Annotated in this window: 13 protein-coding genes and 1 riboswitch; of the genes, 7 read left to right on the top strand and 6 right to left on the bottom strand. The window is 67.9% G+C overall.

Annotated features, from left to right (window positions below; translation table 11 throughout):
- The first annotated feature begins 42 nt into the window (after window positions 1-42).
- The 7 genes from garA (at window position 43) to ACZYY4_RS10645 (ending at window position 10020) form a co-directional block, all read left to right on the top strand.
- Window positions 43-528, top strand: coding sequence for a glycogen accumulation regulator GarA (gene garA, locus ACZYY4_RS10675; protein ID WP_463809943.1), 486 nt, complete (start codon window positions 43-45; stop codon window positions 526-528).
- Window positions 529-1266, top strand: coding sequence for a transcriptional regulator FtsR (gene ftsR / locus ACZYY4_RS10670; RefSeq protein WP_463809942.1), 738 nt, complete (start codon window positions 529-531; stop codon window positions 1264-1266). It begins immediately after the preceding gene.
- A gap of 135 nt (window positions 1267-1401) precedes the next feature.
- Complete coding sequence (locus tag ACZYY4_RS10665; protein ID WP_463809941.1) at window positions 1402-1896, top strand: bifunctional nuclease family protein; 495 nt, start codon at window positions 1402-1404, stop codon at window positions 1894-1896.
- A gap of 231 nt (window positions 1897-2127) precedes the next feature.
- Window positions 2128-2766 carry a MerR family transcriptional regulator gene (locus ACZYY4_RS10660; RefSeq protein ID WP_463809940.1) on the top strand — a complete coding sequence of 213 codons (639 nt, stop codon included), beginning with the start codon at window positions 2128-2130 and terminating at the stop codon, window positions 2764-2766.
- Between the two features lie 113 nt (window positions 2767-2879).
- Window positions 2880-2977, top strand: a riboswitch (glycine riboswitch).
- Window positions 2978-3128: 151 nt separating this feature from the next.
- Complete coding sequence (gene gcvP, locus ACZYY4_RS10655) at window positions 3129-5966, top strand: aminomethyl-transferring glycine dehydrogenase (protein ID WP_463809939.1); 2838 nt, start codon at window positions 3129-3131, stop codon at window positions 5964-5966.
- Between the two features lie 147 nt (window positions 5967-6113).
- Window positions 6114-7706, top strand: coding sequence for a hypothetical protein (locus tag ACZYY4_RS10650; RefSeq protein WP_463809938.1), 1593 nt, complete (start codon window positions 6114-6116; stop codon window positions 7704-7706).
- A gap of 121 nt (window positions 7707-7827) precedes the next feature.
- Complete coding sequence (locus ACZYY4_RS10645) at window positions 7828-10020, top strand: hypothetical protein (RefSeq protein ID WP_463809937.1); 2193 nt, start codon at window positions 7828-7830, stop codon at window positions 10018-10020.
- A gap of 19 nt (window positions 10021-10039) precedes the next feature.
- Here the strand turns inward: ACZYY4_RS10645 and ACZYY4_RS10640 are convergent, their stop codons facing one another.
- The 6 genes from ACZYY4_RS10640 to ACZYY4_RS10615 all read right to left on the bottom strand — a co-directional run bounded on the left by ACZYY4_RS10640 (window position 10040) and on the right by ACZYY4_RS10615 (window position 19214).
- Window positions 10040-12106, bottom strand: coding sequence for a hypothetical protein (locus ACZYY4_RS10640; protein WP_463809936.1), 2067 nt, complete (start codon window positions 12104-12106; stop codon window positions 10040-10042).
- Between the two features lie 72 nt (window positions 12107-12178).
- Window positions 12179-14410, bottom strand: a complete 2232-nt coding sequence (locus tag ACZYY4_RS10635; protein WP_463809935.1) for a malate synthase G — start codon at window positions 14408-14410, stop codon at window positions 12179-12181.
- Between the two features lie 49 nt (window positions 14411-14459).
- Window positions 14460-15350 carry a 3-methyladenine DNA glycosylase gene (locus ACZYY4_RS10630; RefSeq protein ID WP_463809934.1) on the bottom strand — a complete coding sequence of 297 codons (891 nt, stop codon included), beginning with the start codon at window positions 15348-15350 and terminating at the stop codon, window positions 14460-14462.
- Complete coding sequence (locus tag ACZYY4_RS10625) at window positions 15343-16410, bottom strand: hemolysin family protein (protein WP_463809933.1); 1068 nt, start codon at window positions 16408-16410, stop codon at window positions 15343-15345. The genes ACZYY4_RS10630 and ACZYY4_RS10625 overlap by 8 nt, the downstream gene beginning before the upstream one ends.
- A complete protein-coding gene (locus tag ACZYY4_RS10620; RefSeq protein WP_463809932.1) occupies window positions 16403-17749 on the bottom strand; it encodes a hemolysin family protein in 1347 nt (448 codons plus the stop codon). The genes ACZYY4_RS10625 and ACZYY4_RS10620 overlap by 8 nt, the downstream gene beginning before the upstream one ends.
- Window positions 17750-17777: 28 nt before the next feature.
- Window positions 17778-19214, bottom strand: a complete 1437-nt coding sequence (locus ACZYY4_RS10615; protein WP_463809931.1) for a GuaB1 family IMP dehydrogenase-related protein — start codon at window positions 19212-19214, stop codon at window positions 17778-17780.
- Window positions 19215-20035: the final 821 nt, after the last annotated feature.

The following is a 20035-nucleotide window of genomic DNA, read 5'->3' as shown; positions in this document are numbered from 1 at the left end:
GTGCGACCAGGTAGTACGACAGTGGCCAGTGAGGAGCAGCGGGTGACGGAGAAGGACTCGGGAAATGGGCAGGACCAGGCAGGCGACGAGGTCACCGTGGAAACCACATCGGTCTTCCGCGCTGACTTTCTGAGCGAGCTCGACGCCCCCGCACAAGCCGGCGGTGAGAGCCTGACCTCGGGCGTCGAGGGGTTGCCCGCGGGATCGGCGCTGCTGGTCGTCAAGCGTGGCCCCAACGCAGGGTCGCGTTTCCTGCTCGACCAGTCGGTCACCGCGGCCGGGCGGCATCCCGACAGCGACATCTTCCTCGACGATGTCACGGTCAGCCGTCGTCACGCCGAGTTCCGGCTGGAGGGCAACGAGTTTCAGGTCGTCGACGTCGGCAGCCTCAACGGCACCTATGTCAACCGGGAGCCGGTCGATTCCGCAGTCCTGGTCAACGGCGACGAGGTCCAGGTCGGCAAGTTCCGCCTGGTATTCCTGACCGGCCCGAAGACCGGTGAGCCAGAGGCCGGGCCGGGGAGCTAAGTGGGCGCGCCTGACAGTCCTGAACTGGCCGGGATGTCGATCGGAGCGGTACTGGATCTGCTTCGGCCGGAGTTTCCGGATGTCACGATCTCCAAGATTCGTTTCCTGGAGACCGAAGGGCTGGTAACGCCGCAGCGGGCGGCGTCGGGCTACCGGCGGTTCAGTGCATATGACTGCGCCCGGCTGCGTTTCGTCCTGACCGCGCAACGCGACCACTACCTGCCGCTGAAGGTGATCAAGGCGAAGCTGGACGCCGAACCGGACGGGGCGCTGCCGCAGGCCGAGTCGTCATATCCCGTCCCGCGGTTGGTGCCGGCGGTCGACGGTCCCTCCCGAAACGGCCCGGCGCTGCCCGCTCCGCCCAGGCGGGTCAGGCTGAGCCGGGAGGATCTGCTGGAACGCTCGGGTGCCGATGACGCCCTGCTGACGGCGCTGGTCAGATCCGGGGTGATCACCGCCGGGCCGGGGGGATTGTTCGACGAGCATGCGGTCGTGATCGCGCAGTGCGCCCGGGGGCTGGCTGATTACGGTGTCGAGCCGCGGCACCTGCGGGCGTTTCGCTCAGCCGCCGATCGGCAGTCTGATCTGATCGCCCAAGTTGCCGGGCCGCTGGTCAAGGGCGGCAAAGCCGGCGCACGCGACCGCGCCGACGACTTGGCGCGCGAGGTCGCGGCGCTGGCGATCGCGCTGCACACCGCGCTGCTCAAGTCGGCGGTGCACGACGTTCTGCACGGGTGAGGACTAGACTCGCCTCGGCGGCTTGTTGTGCGGCATGCGGTTGTCGGACCGCGGGTTTCGCAGCGAGTCGGACTGGGACGTCGGACTGGGAAACCGCCACTTGGGGCACAGGCAAACGCGGAGGGCTGACTGGAGATGGGTGAAGTACGCGTAGTCGGCATTCGCGTCGAGCAGCCGCAGAACCAGCCCGTGCTGTTGCTGCGCGAAGCCGACGGCGATCGATACCTGCCGATCTGGATCGGGCAGGCCGAAGCCGCCGCCATCGCGCTGGAACAGCAGGGCGTGGAGCCGGCCCGGCCCCTGACCCACGACTTGATCCGGGACCTGATCGCCGCGCTCGGACATTCGCTCAAAGAGGTCCGGATCGTCGATCTGCAGGAAGGCACCTTCTACGCCGACCTGATCTTCGACCGCGACATCACGGTGTCGGCGCGTCCGTCGGACTCGGTGGCGATCGCGCTGCGGGTGGGGGTGCCGATCTACGTCGAGGAGTCGGTGCTGGCCGAAGCGGGCCTGCTGATTCCCGACGAGAGCGACGACGAAACCCCCGGCGCGGTGCGCGAGGACGAGGTGGAGAAGTTCAAGGAGTTCCTCGATAGCGTGTCGCCCGACGATTTCAAAGCAACCTGACCCGGCGCGGCGGCCTCAGCCCCGTCACAGATCCGTCTCATCTGTGAGCGGCGGACGACACGCCCGTTCGAAAGCGTGTCCCACATAGCGCGCCCCCCATACTTGGAACACGGCGGGAACAACGGCACGGCGGCTCGACGGACGGCGTATGCTCACCAGCAACTCGGGCAAGAGCAAACGCGGCTACCGGCCAGCCAGTGGCAACGAGCGCGATCGGCGAGAGGAAGCATCGTGGGCGATCAACCGGGGCAGGATCAGCTGGACTTCGCGGGTCAGCCCGAATCGGGCTGTGATGTCGAGGTTGCAGCGACCGCTTCCGGCGTCGGTGAACCGGTCCAGGCCGGGCTGTTCCCCGATGACTCGGTCCCCGACGAACTGGTCGGCTACCGCGGTCCCAGCGCCTGCCAGATCGCCGGTATCACCTACCGTCAGCTCGACTACTGGGCCCGCACCTCACTGGTGGTGCCGTCGATCCGTGGTGCGGCCGGCTCCGGCAGCCAGCGGCTGTACTCGTTCAAAGACATCCTGGTGCTCAAAATCGTCAAGCGACTGCTCGACACCGGTATCTCACTGCACAACATCCGGGTCGCCGTCGACCACCTGCGTGAGCGCGGGGTCCGGGACCTGGCCAACATCACCTTGTTCTCCGACGGCACCACCGTCTACGAGTGCACCTCGGCCGAGGAAGTCGTCGACCTGCTGCAAGGCGGCCAGGGCGTGTTCGGCATCGCGGTGTCGGGCGCGATGCGCGAACTGACCGGCGTCATCGCCGACTTCCCCGGTGAGCGCGCCGACGGTGGCGAGTCGATTGCCGCACCGGAGGACGAACTGGCCAACCGCCGCAAATTCCGCGACCGCAAGACCGGCTGATCTCCGCCGGGTTCGCTCTGCGCTCACGGCGGTCGCCGCTCGCACTTTGCCGCCGCTGACGCAGCGTCGTCGTCACGTGGGCTCCGGCGACCGGGGTAACATTGGCGGCGCATCAGCCTCACGCGGGAGAGTCTCGGGACAGCCAGTCCCGGGCGCCGAAGGAGCAATACCTCTCCGTCAACCTCTCAGGCCCCCGGACCGCGCGGGCATCGATGCCTCTGGAAAGCGGTGCTGCCCGTTTCGGGTTCACCCGCCCATGGGGAAAGGCGCTCCGGATTTTCAGGCGCCGAATCTCTCAGGCGCCCGGGATGGGCAGACGACAGAGGGGGAGGACACCAGTCGTCTATCGCCGAGGAGTCCACGTGTCCGAACACTCTGAATTCCGTTTTGTCGACCGGCACATCGGTCCGGACAGCGACGCCATCGCCACGATGCTCGCCACCATCGGTGTCGACTCGCTGGAAGACCTGGCCGACAAGGCGCTGCCGACCGGCATCCTCGACGCACTGCGGCCCGACGGCACCGCTCCGGGACTGGATATTCTGCCGGCCGCGGCCAGCGAGACACAGGCATTGGCCGAACTGCGGGAGCTGGCCGACGCCAGCACGGTCGCCGTGTCGATGATCGGCCAGGGCTACTACGACACGTTCACCCCACCGGTGCTGCTGCGCAACATCATGCAGAACCCCGCCTGGTACACCGCCTACACGCCGTATCAGCCCGAGATCAGCCAGGGCCGGTTGGAGGCGCTGCTGAACTTCCAGACCATGATCGCCGATCTGACCGGCCTGGAGATCGCCAACGCGTCGATGCTCGACGAGGCCACCGCGGCCGCCGAGGCGATGACGTTGATGCACCGTGCGACGCGCGGGAACTCGCATCGGCTGCTGGTCGACACCGACCTGTTCACCCAGACCGCCGCGGTGCTGGCGACCCGCGCCGAGCCACTGCGCATCGAGATCGTCTCCGCCGATCTGCGCGACGGACTTCCGGACGGGGACTTCTTCGGAGTGATCGCCCAACTGCCGGGGGCATCTGGTCGGGTCACCGATTGGTCGGCGGTGATCGAGGCCGCCCACGAACGCGGTGCGATGGTGGCGGTCGGCGCCGATCTGCTGGCATGCACGCTGATCACACCGCCCGGCGAGATCGGCGCCGACGTGGCGTTCGGCAGCGCCCAGCGCTTCGGCGTGCCGATGGGCTTCGGTGGGCCGCACGCCGGCTATCTGGCAGTGCACGCCAAGCATGCCCGCCAACTGCCGGGCCGGCTGGTCGGGGTGTCCAAGGACAGCGATGGCACCAATGCCTACCGGCTGGCGCTGCAGACCCGCGAGCAGCACATCCGCCGCGACAAGGCGACGTCCAACATCTGCACCGCGCAAGTGCTGCTGGCGGTGATGGCCGCGATGTACGCCAGCTACCACGGCGCCGAAGGTCTGACCGCGATCGCGCGGCGGGTGCACGGCCAAGCCGCGAAGATCGGCGCGGCACTCGGTGACGCGCTGGTGCACGAGAACTACTTCGACACCGTGTTGGCCCGGGTCCCCGGCCGCGCCGACGAGATCATCGCGGCGGCCAAGGCCGCCGGCATCAACCTGTGGCGGGTGGACGCCGACCACGTGTCGGTGTCCTGCGATGAGGCCACCACCGACGCCCATCTGGCCGCAGTGCTGGACGCGTTCGGGGTCGCTCCCTCGGAGCAGGTCGGTGCCGGTTCACATGCCCTCACCCGCACCTCGGAATTCCTCACCCATCCCGCGTTTCGGCGCTACCGGACCGAAACCGAGATGATGCGCTACCTGCGTGCGCTGTCGGACAAGGACATCGCACTGGACCGCAGCATGATTCCGCTCGGCTCCTGCACGATGAAGCTCAACGCCGCGGCGGAGATGGAGTCGATAACCTGGCCGGAATTCGCGCGCCAGCACCCGTTCGCGCCGGCCGCCGACGCGGCCGGGTTGCGCCGGCTCATCACCCAGTTGGAGAGCTGGCTGGCCGGGATCACCGGGTACGACGCGGTGTCGCTGCAGCCCAACGCCGGTTCGCAGGGCGAGTATGCGGGCCTGCTGGCGATCCACGCCTTTCATGCCAGCCGCGGCGAGTCCCACCGTGACATCTGCCTGATCCCCTCCAGCGCGCACGGCACCAACGCCGCTTCGGCGGCGCTGGCCGGGATGCGGGTGGTGGTGGTGGCCTGCCGGGAGAACGGTGACGTCGACCTCGATGATCTGCGCGCCAAGGTCGACGAGCACGCCGCGACGCTGTCGACGCTGATGATCACCTACCCGTCCACCCACGGGGTGTACGAACACGACATCGCCGAGATCTGCGCCGCCGTGCACGACGCGGGCGGGCAGGTCTACGTCGACGGCGCCAACCTCAACGCGCTGGTCGGGCTGGCCCGCCCCGGCAAGTTCGGCGGCGACGTCAGCCACCTGAACCTGCACAAGACGTTCTGCATCCCGCACGGTGGCGGTGGCCCCGGCGTCGGGCCGGTGGCAGTGCGTTCGCACCTGGCCGGATTCCTGCCCGGACACCCGCTGGCCGCCGAGTTGCCCGGCGGTTCCCCGGTGTCGGCGGCTCCCTACGGCTCGGCCTCGATTCTGCCGATCACCTGGGCTTACATCCGGATGATGGGTGCCGAGGGCCTGCGGTCGGCGTCGCTGACCGCGATCGCGTCGGCCAACTACATCGCTCGTCGCCTCGACGAGTACTTCCCGGTGCTTTACACCGGGGAGAACGGCATGGTCGCCCACGAGTGCATCCTGGACCTGAGGCCGATCACCAAGGCCACCGGCGTGACGGTCGACGATGTGGCAAAACGATTGGCCGACTACGGTTTTCATGCTCCGACGATGAGCTTCCCGGTGGCGGGCACCCTGATGGTGGAGCCCACCGAGAGCGAGAGCCTGGCCGAGGTGGATGCGTTCTGCGAGGCGATGATCGCGATCCGCGGCGAAATCGACCGGGTCGGAGCCGGCGAGTGGACGGTTGAGGACAACCCGTTGCGGGGGGCCCCGCACACCGCCGAGTGCCTGATGGTGGACAAGTGGGAGCACCCCTACACCCGGGAGCGCGCAGCCTATCCGCTGGGTCGTGACTTCCGCCAGAAGGTGTGGCCCCCGGTGCGCCGGATCGACGGCGCCTTCGGCGACCGCAACCTGGTCTGCTCATGCCCGCCGGTGGAGGCTTTCGCCTGAGCTGCGACAGCCGTGCCGGCCGGGCCTGGGGCCGGCACCGATAAAATAGACGCGAACGTCAATATCAGCAAAATCTCATGCAAAGCCACGAAATAGCTTAAGCTGGTCTCACTTACACGGTGATGTGAATCACAATGAGGAGAGATCATGCTTCAACTCGCGCTTCGCCCCTACGTCACTGCCGGTATCGCCGTCGCGGGTGCCGGCGTCATCGCGGTCACGCCGGTGGCGCCGGTGGCGCCGGTAAAGCTGCCGGCCCCGGGCGCCGAGTACCACGCGGTGCAGTTGACCGACGCCTGGTCGGATCTGTTCACCCACACCACCGCGAACCTGAACAACATCGCCGACAACGCCGACCTCACGGCGATCTCGCAGGTATTCACCGCGCTGTTCACCAACCCGTTCGGCGTGATCGGCGCGTTCACCAGCATCACCCCGACGGTCACCACCGACATCTCGGAACTGCCGGCGTCGGTTTCGGTGCAGCTGCCGCCGGGGCTGGAGCTGGCGATCGCCAGCATGGGCGCGCAGGCGCTGGCCTCGCAGGCGATCAGCAACGCCGCGAGCGACATGGCCAACGGAAACTTCTCCGGACTGCTCAGCGCTCCGGCCACCATCGCCGATGCCTACCTCAACGGCGCGCAGAACGTCAGTCTGCTCGGCGGCATCATCAATATCCCGGTCCTCAACGGGATTCTCGCGCCCGAGCAGAACTTCGACGTCGACCTCAACCTGGCCAAGCTGCTGGACGTCCTCGGGCTGGGCAACCTGGATCTGAGCAACCTGGACCTGAGCGGTCTGGTGGGCGACATCACCTTGGGCAACTTACTCAGTGAGCTGGGCATCAGCGGCGACGGCCTGGGCGACTTGCTCAACGGCAGTGGCCTCACCAACCTGGGCGGAATGCTGGGCTTCCTCGGCCTGGGTGACCTCGGGCTGGGCAGCCTCAGCCTGACCGGCATCTTGAGCGGCCTGGGGCTGGACACCGGCGTCGACCTCAATAGCCTGAGCCTCTACGACGTGCTGGGCGCGTTCGGGCTCAACACGGACATCAATCTCGGCTTGGGCCAATTGTTGACCGATCTGGGCCTCGGGGGCCTGCTCGACACGTCGCTGGGTGACATGCTGGCCGGGCTGCCCGGCGGGGTCCTGGACGGCATCACCGGTTTCCTCAACTCGGTGATCGGCGACCTCATCACCAACGTCGTGGGCGGACTTCCGCTCGTCGGCCCGATACTGCAACCACTACTCGACGCCGTGCTCCTCAACCCGCAGAACCTGATCGACGCCCTCAGCGGCGTCACCATGGGTGATCTGCTGGGCGGCCAGAGCATCGACGAAACCGTCAGCTCGCTGCTGAGCGCACTGGGCGTCACGCTGCCGACCGGTGACCTGACCATCGGCGGCATCCTGGAGGGCCTCGGCTTCGCCCCCTCGACCGGCGACCTGACGCTCAGCGGCCTGCTCGGCGGCCTGGGCCTCGGCGGCCTGGACATCACCGGCCTGCTCAACGGCCTGGACCTGGGTGGCCTGATCAGCGGCTTGGGGCTCGACGACCTGCAGCTGAACCTCGGTGACCTGATCGGCGACTTGACGGGCCTGAACCTGGGCGAGCTGCTCGACGACCTGGGTCTGGGCAACCTGGACCTGGCCAACATCAGCGTCGGCTCGTTCGGCGGGATGATCACCGAGCTGGTCGACACCATCCCGCAGCAGATCCTGGCGGCGCTGGGCGGCTAAGGCGTGCGCAGGGGCGTTGCGAGCCCGGGCGGCCAGTTCAGTGAAATCTCATGTTGTTCCCGAAAAAGGTTTATGCTCAACTCACCTAAACGGTGATGTGAGTCACACATTTGGAGGGATCATGCAGTACGCGCTTCGCCCCTACCTCACCGCTGGCATCGCCGTTGCGGGTGCCGCCGTCATTGCGGTCACACCTGTCACGCCGGTCACAATCCCCGCCCCTGCGGTCGGCGTCGAATTCCACGCGGTGCAGTTGACCGATGCGTGGTCGGATCTGTTCACCCATACCACCGCGAACCTGACCAACATCAGTGACAACGCCGACTGGGGCGCCATCACGGCGGTCTTCGGCAAGCTGTTCACCGACCCGTTCGGCGTGATCAGCGCGTTCACCAGCATCACCCCGACGGTCACCACCGATCTGCCGGCGTCGATCTCGGTGCAGCTGCCGCCCGGCCTTGAACTGGCGATCGCCAGCATGGGCGCGCAGGCGCTGACCTCTCAGGCGATCAGCAACGCCGCGACCCAGATGGCCGGCGGCGACTTCTCCGGGCTGTTCAGCGCCCCGGCCACCATCGCCGACGCCTACCTCAACGGCGCACAGAACGTCAGCCTGCTCGGCGGCATCATCAACATCCCGGTGCTCAACGGCGTGCTCGCGCCGGTGCAGAACTTCGAGGTCGACCTCAACCTGGTCCAGTTGCTCAACGCCCTGGGGCTGGGGAACCTGGACCTGAGCAACCTGGACATCAACGGTCTGCTCGATGAGCTCGGGCTCCCCGGGACCCTGGGCGGGCTGTTCAGCGCGCTGGGCATCAGCGACGACGGGCTGGGCACGCTGCTCGGCGGCGGAAACCCGCTGGACCTGAACGCGCTGCTGGCCGATTTCGGGCTGGGCGGACTGAATCTGGGCCCGCTCAGCCTGGCGGGCGTCTTGAGCGGGCTCGGGCTGGACACCGGCGTCGATCTGAACAATCTGCCGCTGAGCAGCGTGCTGAGCGCTTTCGGCATCGACCCGACGACGCTGCTGTCGCCGGCCAGCCTGCTGGGGCTGGTGGGACTGGACCCGGCGAATGCGCTGTCGGCGACCATGCTGAACAGCCTGCTCGGATCGCTGGGCCTTGATCCGGCAGGCGGTGTGTCGACCGGGATCGTGAACAGCCTGCTGAGTTCGTTGGGGCTGGACCCGGCCGGCGCGATACCGACGGCGACGTTGACCAGCCTGCTGAACTCGCTGGGCCTGGATTCCAGCAGCACGCTGACGCCGGCCGTGATCAACAGTCTGCTCGGCGCGCTGGGGCTCGACCCGAGCACCTCGGTGTCGACGACGATGTTGAACTCGCTGCTCGGTTCGTTGGGCCTGGACCCGAACAGCACGGTGTCGCCGGACACGCTGCTCAGCCTGATCGGCCTGGGTACCAGCGACCCGCTGTCGGGCAACGTGGTCACGTTGCTGACCAGTGCGCTCAATGGTGTGCTGACGGCATTCGGCATACCGTTAAACGGCCTGGTGACCGGCGCGGTTCAGGTTCTTGTCACCACTATCAGCGCCCTGATACCCAGCACCGCCCCGAGCATCGGCGGCCTGATCGGCGGCGTACTGAGCGCATTGGGCATCACGCCCACCAGCCTGGGCCTCGACAATCTGCTCGGTGGCCTGGGCCTGTCGACCGCCGGCCTGACGCTCAATGACCTGCTGGGCGCGCTGGGACTCTCCGGTGGCACCACGACGATCGGTGATCTGCTCGGCAATCTGGGGCTGAACGGCAGCGGCCTGACCGTCGGCGATCTGCTGAACGATCTGGGGTCGACACCCGGTGGCTTGACTATCGGCGGCCTGCTCGGCGATCTGGGGCTGAACGGCAGCGGCCTGACTATCGGCGGCCTGCTCGGCGATCTGGGCCTGTCATCGAACGACCTGACCCTCGGTGGTCTGCTCGGTGACCTGGGCATCGTGCCCGGCCAGGGTCTGAGTGTCGGCGGAGTACTGGAGGCGCTGGGCTTCCCGGCGTCGACCGGTGACCTGTCGCTGAACGATCTGCTCGGCGGGCTGGGCCTCGGCGGCCTGGACGTCACCGGCCTGCTGAACGGGGTCAGCCTGGGTGACCTGCTCGGTGACCTGGGGCTGAGCAATCTGGCGCTGAACCTCGGCGACCTGGCCGACCCGTTGAACCTGAATCTGGCCGACCTACTCGACAGCCTGGGCCTGGGCAACCTGGACCTGGCCGACATCAGTGTGGGCTCGTTCGGCGGGATGATTACTCAGTTGGTGGACGTCATCCCGCAGCAGATCCTCGACGCACTGGGCGTCTAGCGGCGGGTTGCTTCGGGCGTCAGCTCAGCAGCGTGTTCAGCGCGCCGGCCAGTTCCGGGGTGTTCGCCCCGCGCAGGTTCTGGTAGGTGCCGCCGGACAGCTGAGCCACCGACTGCCAGGTCGGCCGGTCGGTGTCGGCGCCGAAGTCGATGACGTTGACGGCGACCGGGCGCTGCGGGTCGGTGTTTGCCCGGATGAAGTCCTGCAGTCCGGGGCCGTCCAGAGTGCGGTCGGTATGCGGGCCCGCCGTGATAACCAGCACCGAATTACTCTGCCCGGCATGGTAATTGGCCAAAGCCTGGCTGTAGACCATGCGCAGCGTGGTGAACGACACGGCGCCGCCGGACGTCGAGCTCAGATTATCGAGCTCCTTGGTCAACGTCTCGGCCCGGCTTGCGCCGTTCACCTGGTCGTCCAGCGGGCCGGAGGCGACCACGTTGCGGCCCTCCACGCCGTCGAAGGCCCACAGGCCCACGGCGGAATTCGGCGGCAGCGTCTTGATCCGTTGATCCAGGGCGGCGATCACATGGGCCAACCGGGTCTTGCCACCCTCGTCGGTGGTCATGGACTCATCGAGCATGAGCGTCACCGCCGAACTGCCGGGCAACGTGGTCAGTGCGTTGGCCAGCGTGGCCCGCATCGCGTCGTCGCCCACTGACAGGGTGTCCGAAACCGCGGGGAGCCCGGTGACATCACTGCTCGGCGGCGCGACACCTTCGACGCGGAATCCGGCTTTGGCCAGCTCCGCGAGCTGATCGGGCTTGCGGGTGAATCGAGCGAATTCGCTGGCGGCACTGACCTGTTCCTGCGAGAGCCACGAGCCGGCGAGCAACACGGTGGGGTAGTCGGCGACCGGCACCGGCCCCGGCGGCAGCCAGGAGCCGAGTGTGGTCGCCGGGTCCGACAGGGATTGGCCACGGGTGAACAGTTGCTGCTCGGTGGTCACCACTGCGTGCACCGGGGAAGCCGCCGGATCGCCTTGGCGCAAAAGTACGTTCATCGCCTCGGCAAGCGAATTGTCGGCGAGCTGGGGTTGCGCGCCGGCCAGTCGGTGTACCGCCCCGGTCCCGTCGGTGGCGGGGGCGCCTTTCGGGGCGGCACCGGAGGCCACCGCCTCGCCGGCCAGGAAAGCCGCGTCGCCGTTGCCGCCGATCGGCAGCGCCAGCCGCAGCTGCCCCCAGCCGGCAAGTCCGAGTCGACCCAAACCGTCGGGATCGGTTTGCAGCTCCGGCAGGCTCGCCCAACTTTGTTTCTGCAGTGCGGTCTTGAGCTGGGGCCGGACCGCCAGCAGCACCGGCGAGGTCACCAGGGAACGACTGTCGCTGACGGTTTCCTGGCCCGCGGAGGCCTGGAGGCGGGCCGCTGAGATCGAACTGCCCGGAATCCACAGCGCCGGGCGCTGGCCCAGTTGTGCCGGCCAGTCACCGATGAAACCGCTGACGACGGCGTCGGAATCCACCGGTTTGACCTGTACCGACACACAGCGGTCGCCCACCGGCTTGGCGGTCTTGTTGAACCGGTCGGCGAAGCCCTGTACGTGATCGGCTATCGACGGGTCCGCCACGACAGCGACCGTGAGATCACCGTCGGCGCACTTTCCGGCCGCGTCGGCGGAGCGATGCGACAGTGAGTTGCCGAAGAAGCGCCACAGGATCACCGCGCCCACCACGACGATCACCGCCACCAGCGCGGCGATCACGCCCTCGCTGACACCACGTCGGCCCGTCTCGTTGCGATGCCGGCGCCACCGGTCCAGGTCGCGGTGGCCACCGCGCGGCTCGTCACGTGCGGCCGCCTGGTCCGGGTAAGCGTCGATCGCGCCGAAAGGCCCGGTGCGGTAACGGGTTTCTTCTTCGTCGTCGCCGCCGCGCCGCATGTACTGCGCAGGGTCGACATCGTATCCGGCGTCGCCGCTGAACGGCGCGTCGTCGAACGCGTCGTGATAGTCGTCGACGTACTCGTCGTCGTCCGGATCGCCGAAACCGACGTGATCGGGCACCCCGGCATCGTGACCGTAGTCGGGCTCGTCGTCGCCGACCGGTTCGTCGGCGGAATCGTCCGATCCGGGGAAACTGTGCCTACCCACGGTGGATGCGTCCTCTCCGCCTGGTCGGCTCTCCGGCTACGGTCAATTCCAAACTCAAATTCCGCGTAGGGCTCAGACGCCGGCCTGGGCTTTGAACTCACGTCGGCGCCGGTGCAGGATCGGCTCGGTGTAGCCGTTGGGCTGGGTGGTTCCGGACAGAATCAGTTCCCGTGCGGCGGCGAACGCGATGCTGTCGTCGAAATCCGGGGCCATCGGCAGGTAGGTCGCGTCGCCGGCGTTCTGCCGGTCCACGGCCGGGGCCATCCGTTCCAGGCTGGACTGCACGTCGTCGGCGGTGATCACTCCGTGCCGCAACCAGTTAGCCAGCAGCTGGGACGAGATCCGCAGTGTCGCACGGTCTTCCATCAGGGCCACGTCGTGGATGTCGGGGACCTTCGAGCAACCCACACCTTGGGAGATCCAGCGCACCACGTACCCGAGGATCGACTGGCAGTTGTTGTCGACCTCCTCGCGGATCTCGTCGGGTGCCCAGGCCAGACCCTCGGAGAGCGGGATGGTCAACAGCTGATCGATTGTCGCGCGACGCTTACCGGCCAATTCCTGCTGCACCTCGAACACGTCGACCTGGTGGTAGTGCATCGCGTGCAGGGTGGCTGCGGTCGGCGACGGCACCCACGCGGTGCTGGCCCCGGCGCGCGGGTGTCCGATCTTCTGCTCGACCATGTCGGCCATCAGATCGGTCATCGCCCACATGCCCTTGCCGATCTGGGCGTGGCCGGTCAAACCGGTCGCCAGTCCCGCGTCGACGTTGTTGTCCTCGTAGGCAAGGATCCACGGCTGAGACTTCATGGTGGCCTTGCGGACCATCGGCCCGGCCTCCATCGAGGTGTGGATCTCGTCGCCGGTGCGGTCCAGGAAGCCGGTGTTGATGAACACCACGCGGTCAGCGGCGGCCTTGATGCAGGCCCGCAGGTTGACGGTGGTGCGCCGCTCCTCGTCCATGATGCCGATCTTGAGCGTCGCCTGCGGAAGTCCCAGGACGTCTTCGACCCGGCTGAACAACTCGGCGGTGAACGCCACCTCGTCGGGCCCGTGCATCTTGGGTTTGACGATGTAGATCGACCCGGTCCGGCTGTTGAGCAGCGGCCCGTTGTCATCGGATGCGGTCAGTCCGTGCACGGCGATCAGCCCGGTGAACAGCGCGTCCTGGATACCCTCGAACACCTCTGAGTCTTCGGTGCCCTCTGCGCCCTCGGCGCCGAACACGATGGCGTCGTTGGTCATCAGATGACCCACGTTGCGGACGAACATCAGGCTGCGGCCCGGCAGGGTCAGGGTGCCCGCGTCCGGCCCCTCGGGCAGGGTGAACTCACGGTCGGCGGACAGGGTGCGGGTGAAGGTCTTCTCACCCTTGCTGACCTGCTCGGAGAGATCGCCGCGGTTCAGGCCCAGCCAGTTGCGGTAGCCGAGCACCTTGTCGTCGGCGTCGACCGCGGCCACCGAGTCCTCGAAGTCCATGATCGTGGTGACCGCGGACTCGAGCACCACGTCCTTGATGCCGGCGGTGTCGGTCGCCCCGATCGGCGACGTCGGGTCGATCAGGATCTCGATGTGCAGTCCGTGGTGAGCCAGCAGCACCGACGCCGGCGACTCGGCATCCCCGGTGTAGCCGACGAATTCCGCGGGTGCGGCGACCGAGGTCTCCAGGCCGTCGCGCAGCGTGACCACCAGCCGGCCCTCATCCACGGCGAAGCTCTGGACCTCGGTCCACGCGCCGTTGGCCAGCGGCACGGATTCGTCGAGGAACTTGCGGGCGTAGGCGATCACCTTGTCGCCGCGCACTGCGTTATATCCAGCGGTATATCCCGTCGGCACCTTCTCCGCGCCGTCCTCTTCGCTGATCACGTCGGTCCCGTACAGCGCGTCGTACAACGACCCCCACCGGGCGTTGGCGGCGTTGAGCGCGAAGCGGGCGTTGAGCACCGGCACCACCAGCTGCGGGCCGGCCTGCACGGCGATCTCGTCGTCGACGCCCGCGGTGCTGACGGTGAAGTCCTCCGGCTCGGGCAGCAGGTAGCCGATCTCGGTGAGGAAGTCCCGGTAGGCCTCGGTGTCCAGCGGCTCGATCACCCGGTGGCGATGCCACTTGTCGATCTGCGCCTGCAGGTCGTCACGCCGCGCCAGGAGCTCCCGGTTCTTGGGCGCCAGATCGGTGACGACCTTGTCCACGCCGGCCCAGAAGCTGTCCGGGTCGACGCCGGTACCCGGCAGCGCCTCGTCGGTGATGAAGTCGTACAGCACGCGGGCCACCCGCAAATCGCCCACCGACACCCGGTCAGTCATGTCTTCCTCCCTCATAGCCGATCTACCACCTTACCGGCCGACAGCGCCGCTACCTGCATCCGGCGAAAGCCGACAACAGGTCACACCGCTCCAACAGGCCGGCCCGCAGTGGTTCCGCGCGCTGCGTGATCGCACTTTGACAACGGACGTATTCAGCACGGCCGGCCGCGTTTTCGACGGTGATGGGCGAATAGCCGTATCCGCTCAGGTCATAGGGACTGGCTCGCATGTCGATCTCACGAGCTGCCGCGGCCAGCTCCAAGCAGTCCACCAGCAACTCGGAGTCGATCAGCGGACCCAGCTTGTAACACCACTTGTACAGATCCATGTTGGCGTGCAGGCAACCCGGCTGCTCCCAATCGATTTGGGCGGCCCGGTTCGGCGCCCCGGCGTTGCGTGGCGCCGCAGCCGGGGTGAAGAAGCGGAATGCGTCGAAGTGGGTGCAGCGCAACGGTATTGCTTCGACGACTGCCTCGAGCTCGTTCAGGCTCATCCGCAGCGGGACGTGAGCGTGCCGGACTTTCTGCTCCACCGGGCCGCGATACAGCATCGCCCACTCGTGCAGTCCGAAGCAGTTCAGCTGGGCGGGCCGGGCAGCGGTGGCCCGCAAGAGACGCGCGACGAACTCCACGGTGTCGGCCCGCTCACGCGCGAAGCCCTCGGCGACACCGACCCCCTCCTCGGTCACGCTGTAGCCCCGCCGCCCGCGGTACTCGCGCACCGCCGCGGACCCGGCCAGCGTGACGCCGAAGCCGGGATTCCAGCTGCGCAACTGTCTGGGGCGCAGGCTGTAGTAGCTGAACAGGAACTTCGGCACCGGATCACCGGCGGCGATCCGGCGTAGCCGGGGTGCCAGGAAACGCTCCAGGCGCACCCGGTGGGCCGCGGCGCGGGCCTGCCACTGCTCGGCTTCCAACGCCACTTCGGCCAGGTCAAACACGATGCGTTCCGTCTCGGACGGTGCCGACGACGTCTTGGACCAGGTCTTCGAGGGCCACCATTGCCACCACTGCGCCGTCGGCGGCGACCGCCAGGGCCAGATGGCTGTTGGTGCGCCGCAGTCGTGTCAACGCGTCGGCCAGCGGCAGCGACGCGGGAACGCGGGGCAGGGGCCGCACGGCGCCGATGTCGACGATGGCTTCGGACCGCTCGGATGCCTCAGAGGCCTCGCTGAGCGGCAGGACGTCCTTGATGTGCAGGTAACCGACGAATTCGCCCTGGTCGACGACGGGAAACCGCGAGTAACCGGTCTGGGCGAGGGCTCTTTCGACGGCGGCCACGGTGGGGCCGCGGCCGGCGGCCGCCGCCGGAACGGCGCGGATGTCGCCGACCGGCAACGCCACATCGGCGACCGTCCGGGTGCGGATCTGCAACGCGCGGGTCAACCGGGTGTACTCCTCGAGGTCGAGTAGTCCCGCCGAGACCGATTCGGCGATCATCTCGCTCAGTTCGACGGTGGACACCGTGATCTCCAGCTCGTCCTTGGGCTGCACCCGCATGGCGCGCAGGATGGCGTGGGCACACCGGTTGTAGAACGCGATGAACGGCCGGGCGGCCGCCATGTAGACCAGGTACGGCGGGATCAGCAGCATCGCGGCCTTCTCCGGGCCGGCGAGCGTGATGTTCTTCGGGACCATCTCGCCGAACAGCACGTGCAAGGTGACCACGATCGTCAATGCGACGACGAACGCCACGGTGTGCAGCAGCGGGTCCGGGATTCCCGCCAGCCGGAACGGTTCCTCGAGCAGGTCGGCCACTGCGGGCTCCCCGATGCGACCGAGCAGGATCGAGCACACCGTGACGCCCAGCTGGAAGCCGGCCAGCATCAGCGGTAGTTGCTCGCCGGCGCGGATCACGGTGACCGCGCTGCGCCGGCCCTGTTCGGCCAGCGACTCGAGCCGGTCGCGCCGCGCTGAGATCAGCGAGAACTCCGCCCCGACGAAGAACCCGTTCGCCGCGACCAGCAGCACGGTCAACACCACGTTGAACAGGTCAGCCATCAGCTGGTCCCAGTTGGGTGAGTGCCAGCAAGTCGATGCGCCGGCCGTCCATCCGGACCACCCGGGCCAGCCAGCGCGGCGGGTGTGCGGACAGCTCGTCGGGGTCGAACGCGGTCAGTTCGACGGTTTCGCCGTCCTCCGGAATGTGCCCGAGTTCTTGCAGCACCAGCCCGCCGATGGTCTCGTAGGAGCCCTCGGGAGCCCGGTATCCGGTGGCGGCGGCCACTTCATCGATGCGCAGCAGGCCCGACACCTGCCAGCCGCCGCCGGCCGCCACCACGTACGGGGTGGCGTCGTCGTGTTCGTCGCGGACGTCGCCGACGATCTCCTCGATCAGGTCCTCCACCGTGACCATCCCGGCGGTGCCGCCGTACTCGTCGACGACCATGGCCGCCTGCTGGCCATTGGCCCGGATCTGTTCCATCACCGCGTCACCGTCGAGGGTCGATGGCACCACCGCGACGGGTTGGGCCACCGCGGTGATCCGGGTGGTGGCCCGGTCGGCGACGGCGACAGCGAACACCTGTTTGACGTGGACGATGCCGACGGTGGCGTCGAGGTCGCCGTCGACGACCGGAAATCGGGAAAAGCCGGTGTCGATGGCCCTCGTGGCCAGATCGGCGACCGTGTCGCCGGCTTGCAGGCTCACGATCTTGGATCGTGGCGTCATCAGCTCCGCGGCGGTCAGGGCGCCGAACCGCAGTGACCCTTCCACCAGGGCGGCGGTAGTCGGGTCGAGGGCTCCACTGCGCGCCGAATTGCGCACCAGCGACGCCAGTTCTCGTGCCGAACGGGCCGATGCCAGCCGGTCGGCGGGCTCGACGCCGAGCCGCTGCAGAATGCGGTTGGCCGTCCCGTTGGTCACCTTGATCGCGATCGCGAAGATCCGCGAGAACAGCAGCTGTGGCCCGGCCACCGCGCGGGCGACCGGCAGCGGGCGTGCCACGGCCAGGTTTTTGGGTACCAACTCGCCGAAGACCATCGACAGCGAGGTGGCGATCACCAGGGCCAGGACCAGCGCCACCCCGGCGGCCGCCCCGTCGGACAGCCCCAGGGCGGCAAGCGGGGGGCGCAGCCACCGGGCCAGCACCGGCTCGGCCAGGTAACCGGTGGCCAGCGTGGTGATCGAGATGCCCAACTGGGCGCCGGACAGCTGGAACGACAACGTGCGGTGGGCGTCTTGGATGTAGGCGTCGCGACGGCCGCCGCGGCGGGCGTTGGCCTCCACCGCGCTGCTCTCCAGGGTGGTCAGCGAGAACTCGGCGGCGACGAACACCGCGGTGCCCAGGGTGAGGACCACGAACGCCAGCAGACTGGCCAGGGTCAGGGCGATAGTCATGACGATCCAGTACTCGCCGCCGTGGGTCTCACCAGCCGAACGGTAACGGATGGCCCTCGGCGAAGCCGGCGGCCGACTGCACCCCGAGCACTGCGCGCTCATGCAACTCGGCCAGGTCGGCGGCGCCGACATAGGTGCAGGTGCTGCGGAGGCCGGAGGTGATGTGGTCCAGCAGATCCTCGACTCCGCCCCGATCAGGGTCCAGCGCCATTCGCGACGTCGAAATACCTTCCTCGAACAGTGATTTGCGGGCCCGGTCGAACGAACTGTCCGCGACGGTGCGCGCGGCCACCGCTCGTTTGGACGCCATGCCGTAGCTCTCCTTGTACGGCTTGTCGTCGCGGTCGAACATCAGGTCGCCGGGGGATTCGTAGGTACCGGCGAACCAGGAGCCGATCATCACGTTCGACGCCCCGGCCGCCAGGGCCAGTGCCACGTCGCGGGGATGGCGCACCCCGCCGTCGGCCCAGACGTGGGCGCCGAGTTCGCGCGCCGCCGCCGCGCATTCCTCGACGGCGGAGAACTGCGGACGGCCCACCCCGGTCATCATCCGGGTGGTGCACATCGCGCCCGGGCCGACGCCGACCTTGACGATGTCTGCGCCCGCGGCGATGAGGTCCCGGGTGCCGTCCGCCGATACGACGTTGCCGGCCACCAGGGGGACGCCCGGTTTCAGGGCGGCGACCGCGCGGATGGCCTGCAGCGCCTTTTCCTGGTGGCCGTGCGCGGTGTCGATGACCAGCACGTCCACCCCGACGGCCAGCAACGCGGCCGCGCGGGCCGTCACTTCGCCGGTGATGCCGACCGCGGCCGCGATACGCAATCGGCCGGCCGCGTCGGTGGCGGGGGTGTAGATGCCGGCCCGGATCGCACCGGTGCGGGTCAGCACGCCGGCCAGGGTGCCGTCGGCGTTGGTCAGCACCGCGACGTCGACCGGCGCGTGCTCCAGCAGGTCGAAGACCTTGCGGGGCTCGGTGCCGATCGGGGCGCAGGGAAGGTCGGATATCGCGACGTCTCGAACCCGGCTGAAACGGTCCACGCCCTCGCAGCACGCCCGGGTCACCAGGCCGGTGGGGCGACCGTCGACGGCCACCACCGCCGCGCCGTGAGCGCGTTTGGAGATCAGCGCCATCGCGGCGGACACCGAGTCGTCGGGGGAGAGCACGACCGGGGTGTCGGCGACCAGGTCGCGACTTTTCACGAAGGCCACGGTGTGGCCCACGGCATCGATCGGCAGGTCTTGGGGCAGCACCACGATGCCGCCGCGCCGGGCCACGGTTTCGGCCATTCGCCGGCCCGCCACCGCGGTCATGTTGGCCACCACCACCGGGATGGTGGCCCCGGAACCGTCGCGGGTGGACAGGTCGACGTCGAGGCGCGAGTCGACGGCCGAGCGATTGGGGACGATGAAGACATCGTCGTAGGTCAGGTCGTAGCCGGGCTCGTACCCGCTGGCGAATCTCATCGGGTGCCCGTCACCGGGCCGTTGGGTTCCGATGAGCCCATCTGCTGTTCGCCTCCACAGATCCTGAGCCGGGGTTTCGCTCAAACACCGGACGCCTACACGCGGCCACCGGGCGCGCAATTCGGCCCGGTCAGCCACGGTACCGCCAGCGCGTCGCCGGACACCACTTGTTTTCCCGCCGGCGAAGCGAATGAAAAATTGATCTTCCTCACAGCCGAATCGTCGGGTAAACTCATGACGTCGTTTAGGGGAACAGTGATGACAGTTAGCTACGGCCGGCGGGGTGTGGCCATTCAGGCCCCGGTCGCAGCCTCTGGCGTCCTACGGTCCGATCGGCCCGGCCACCCTGGCGTGCGCCCACGCGGGATCGCCCCTCGATCGGCGTGGCGGGGATGCAACGTCGAAGGTTACCTGCAGCGCAAGCTGCACCGGCAGTGGCGTAACCGCGGGTCGTAGCCGGTTCGCGCCGACTCGAGGTCCGTCTGAGACCGCCGATACCGTCTGCGACTTCTTAGCTTGCAACACAAGGAAGTTCGGTTACTTCAGTTCCTGCTGAAGAGCAGATCGGCGGGTGTGGATCCCGCGAAACCCCGGGATGGTCTCCCACGGTGCCGGTTCCCGCCGATGCATGGCCGATGCGTGTCGCGCGCCTACATCAGATGCGAGTGCGTCCGTTCGCTGTCCGCACTTGTCCCCCAAGGGTCGGGGATCCCCGTAAATATTGGGCGATACAGCGGCAGCGTCGTTGATCGCAGTTAGCTAGCGATAATTCAGCAACGCGACATGATACTTAGAAATCACTAAACTGCGCAATATTCAAA

This window comes from Mycobacterium sp. IDUB_21 (assembly GCF_055419425.1).
Note: the sequence above shows the minus strand (reverse complement) of the source record. Positions and strands in the feature narration are given on the sequence as shown.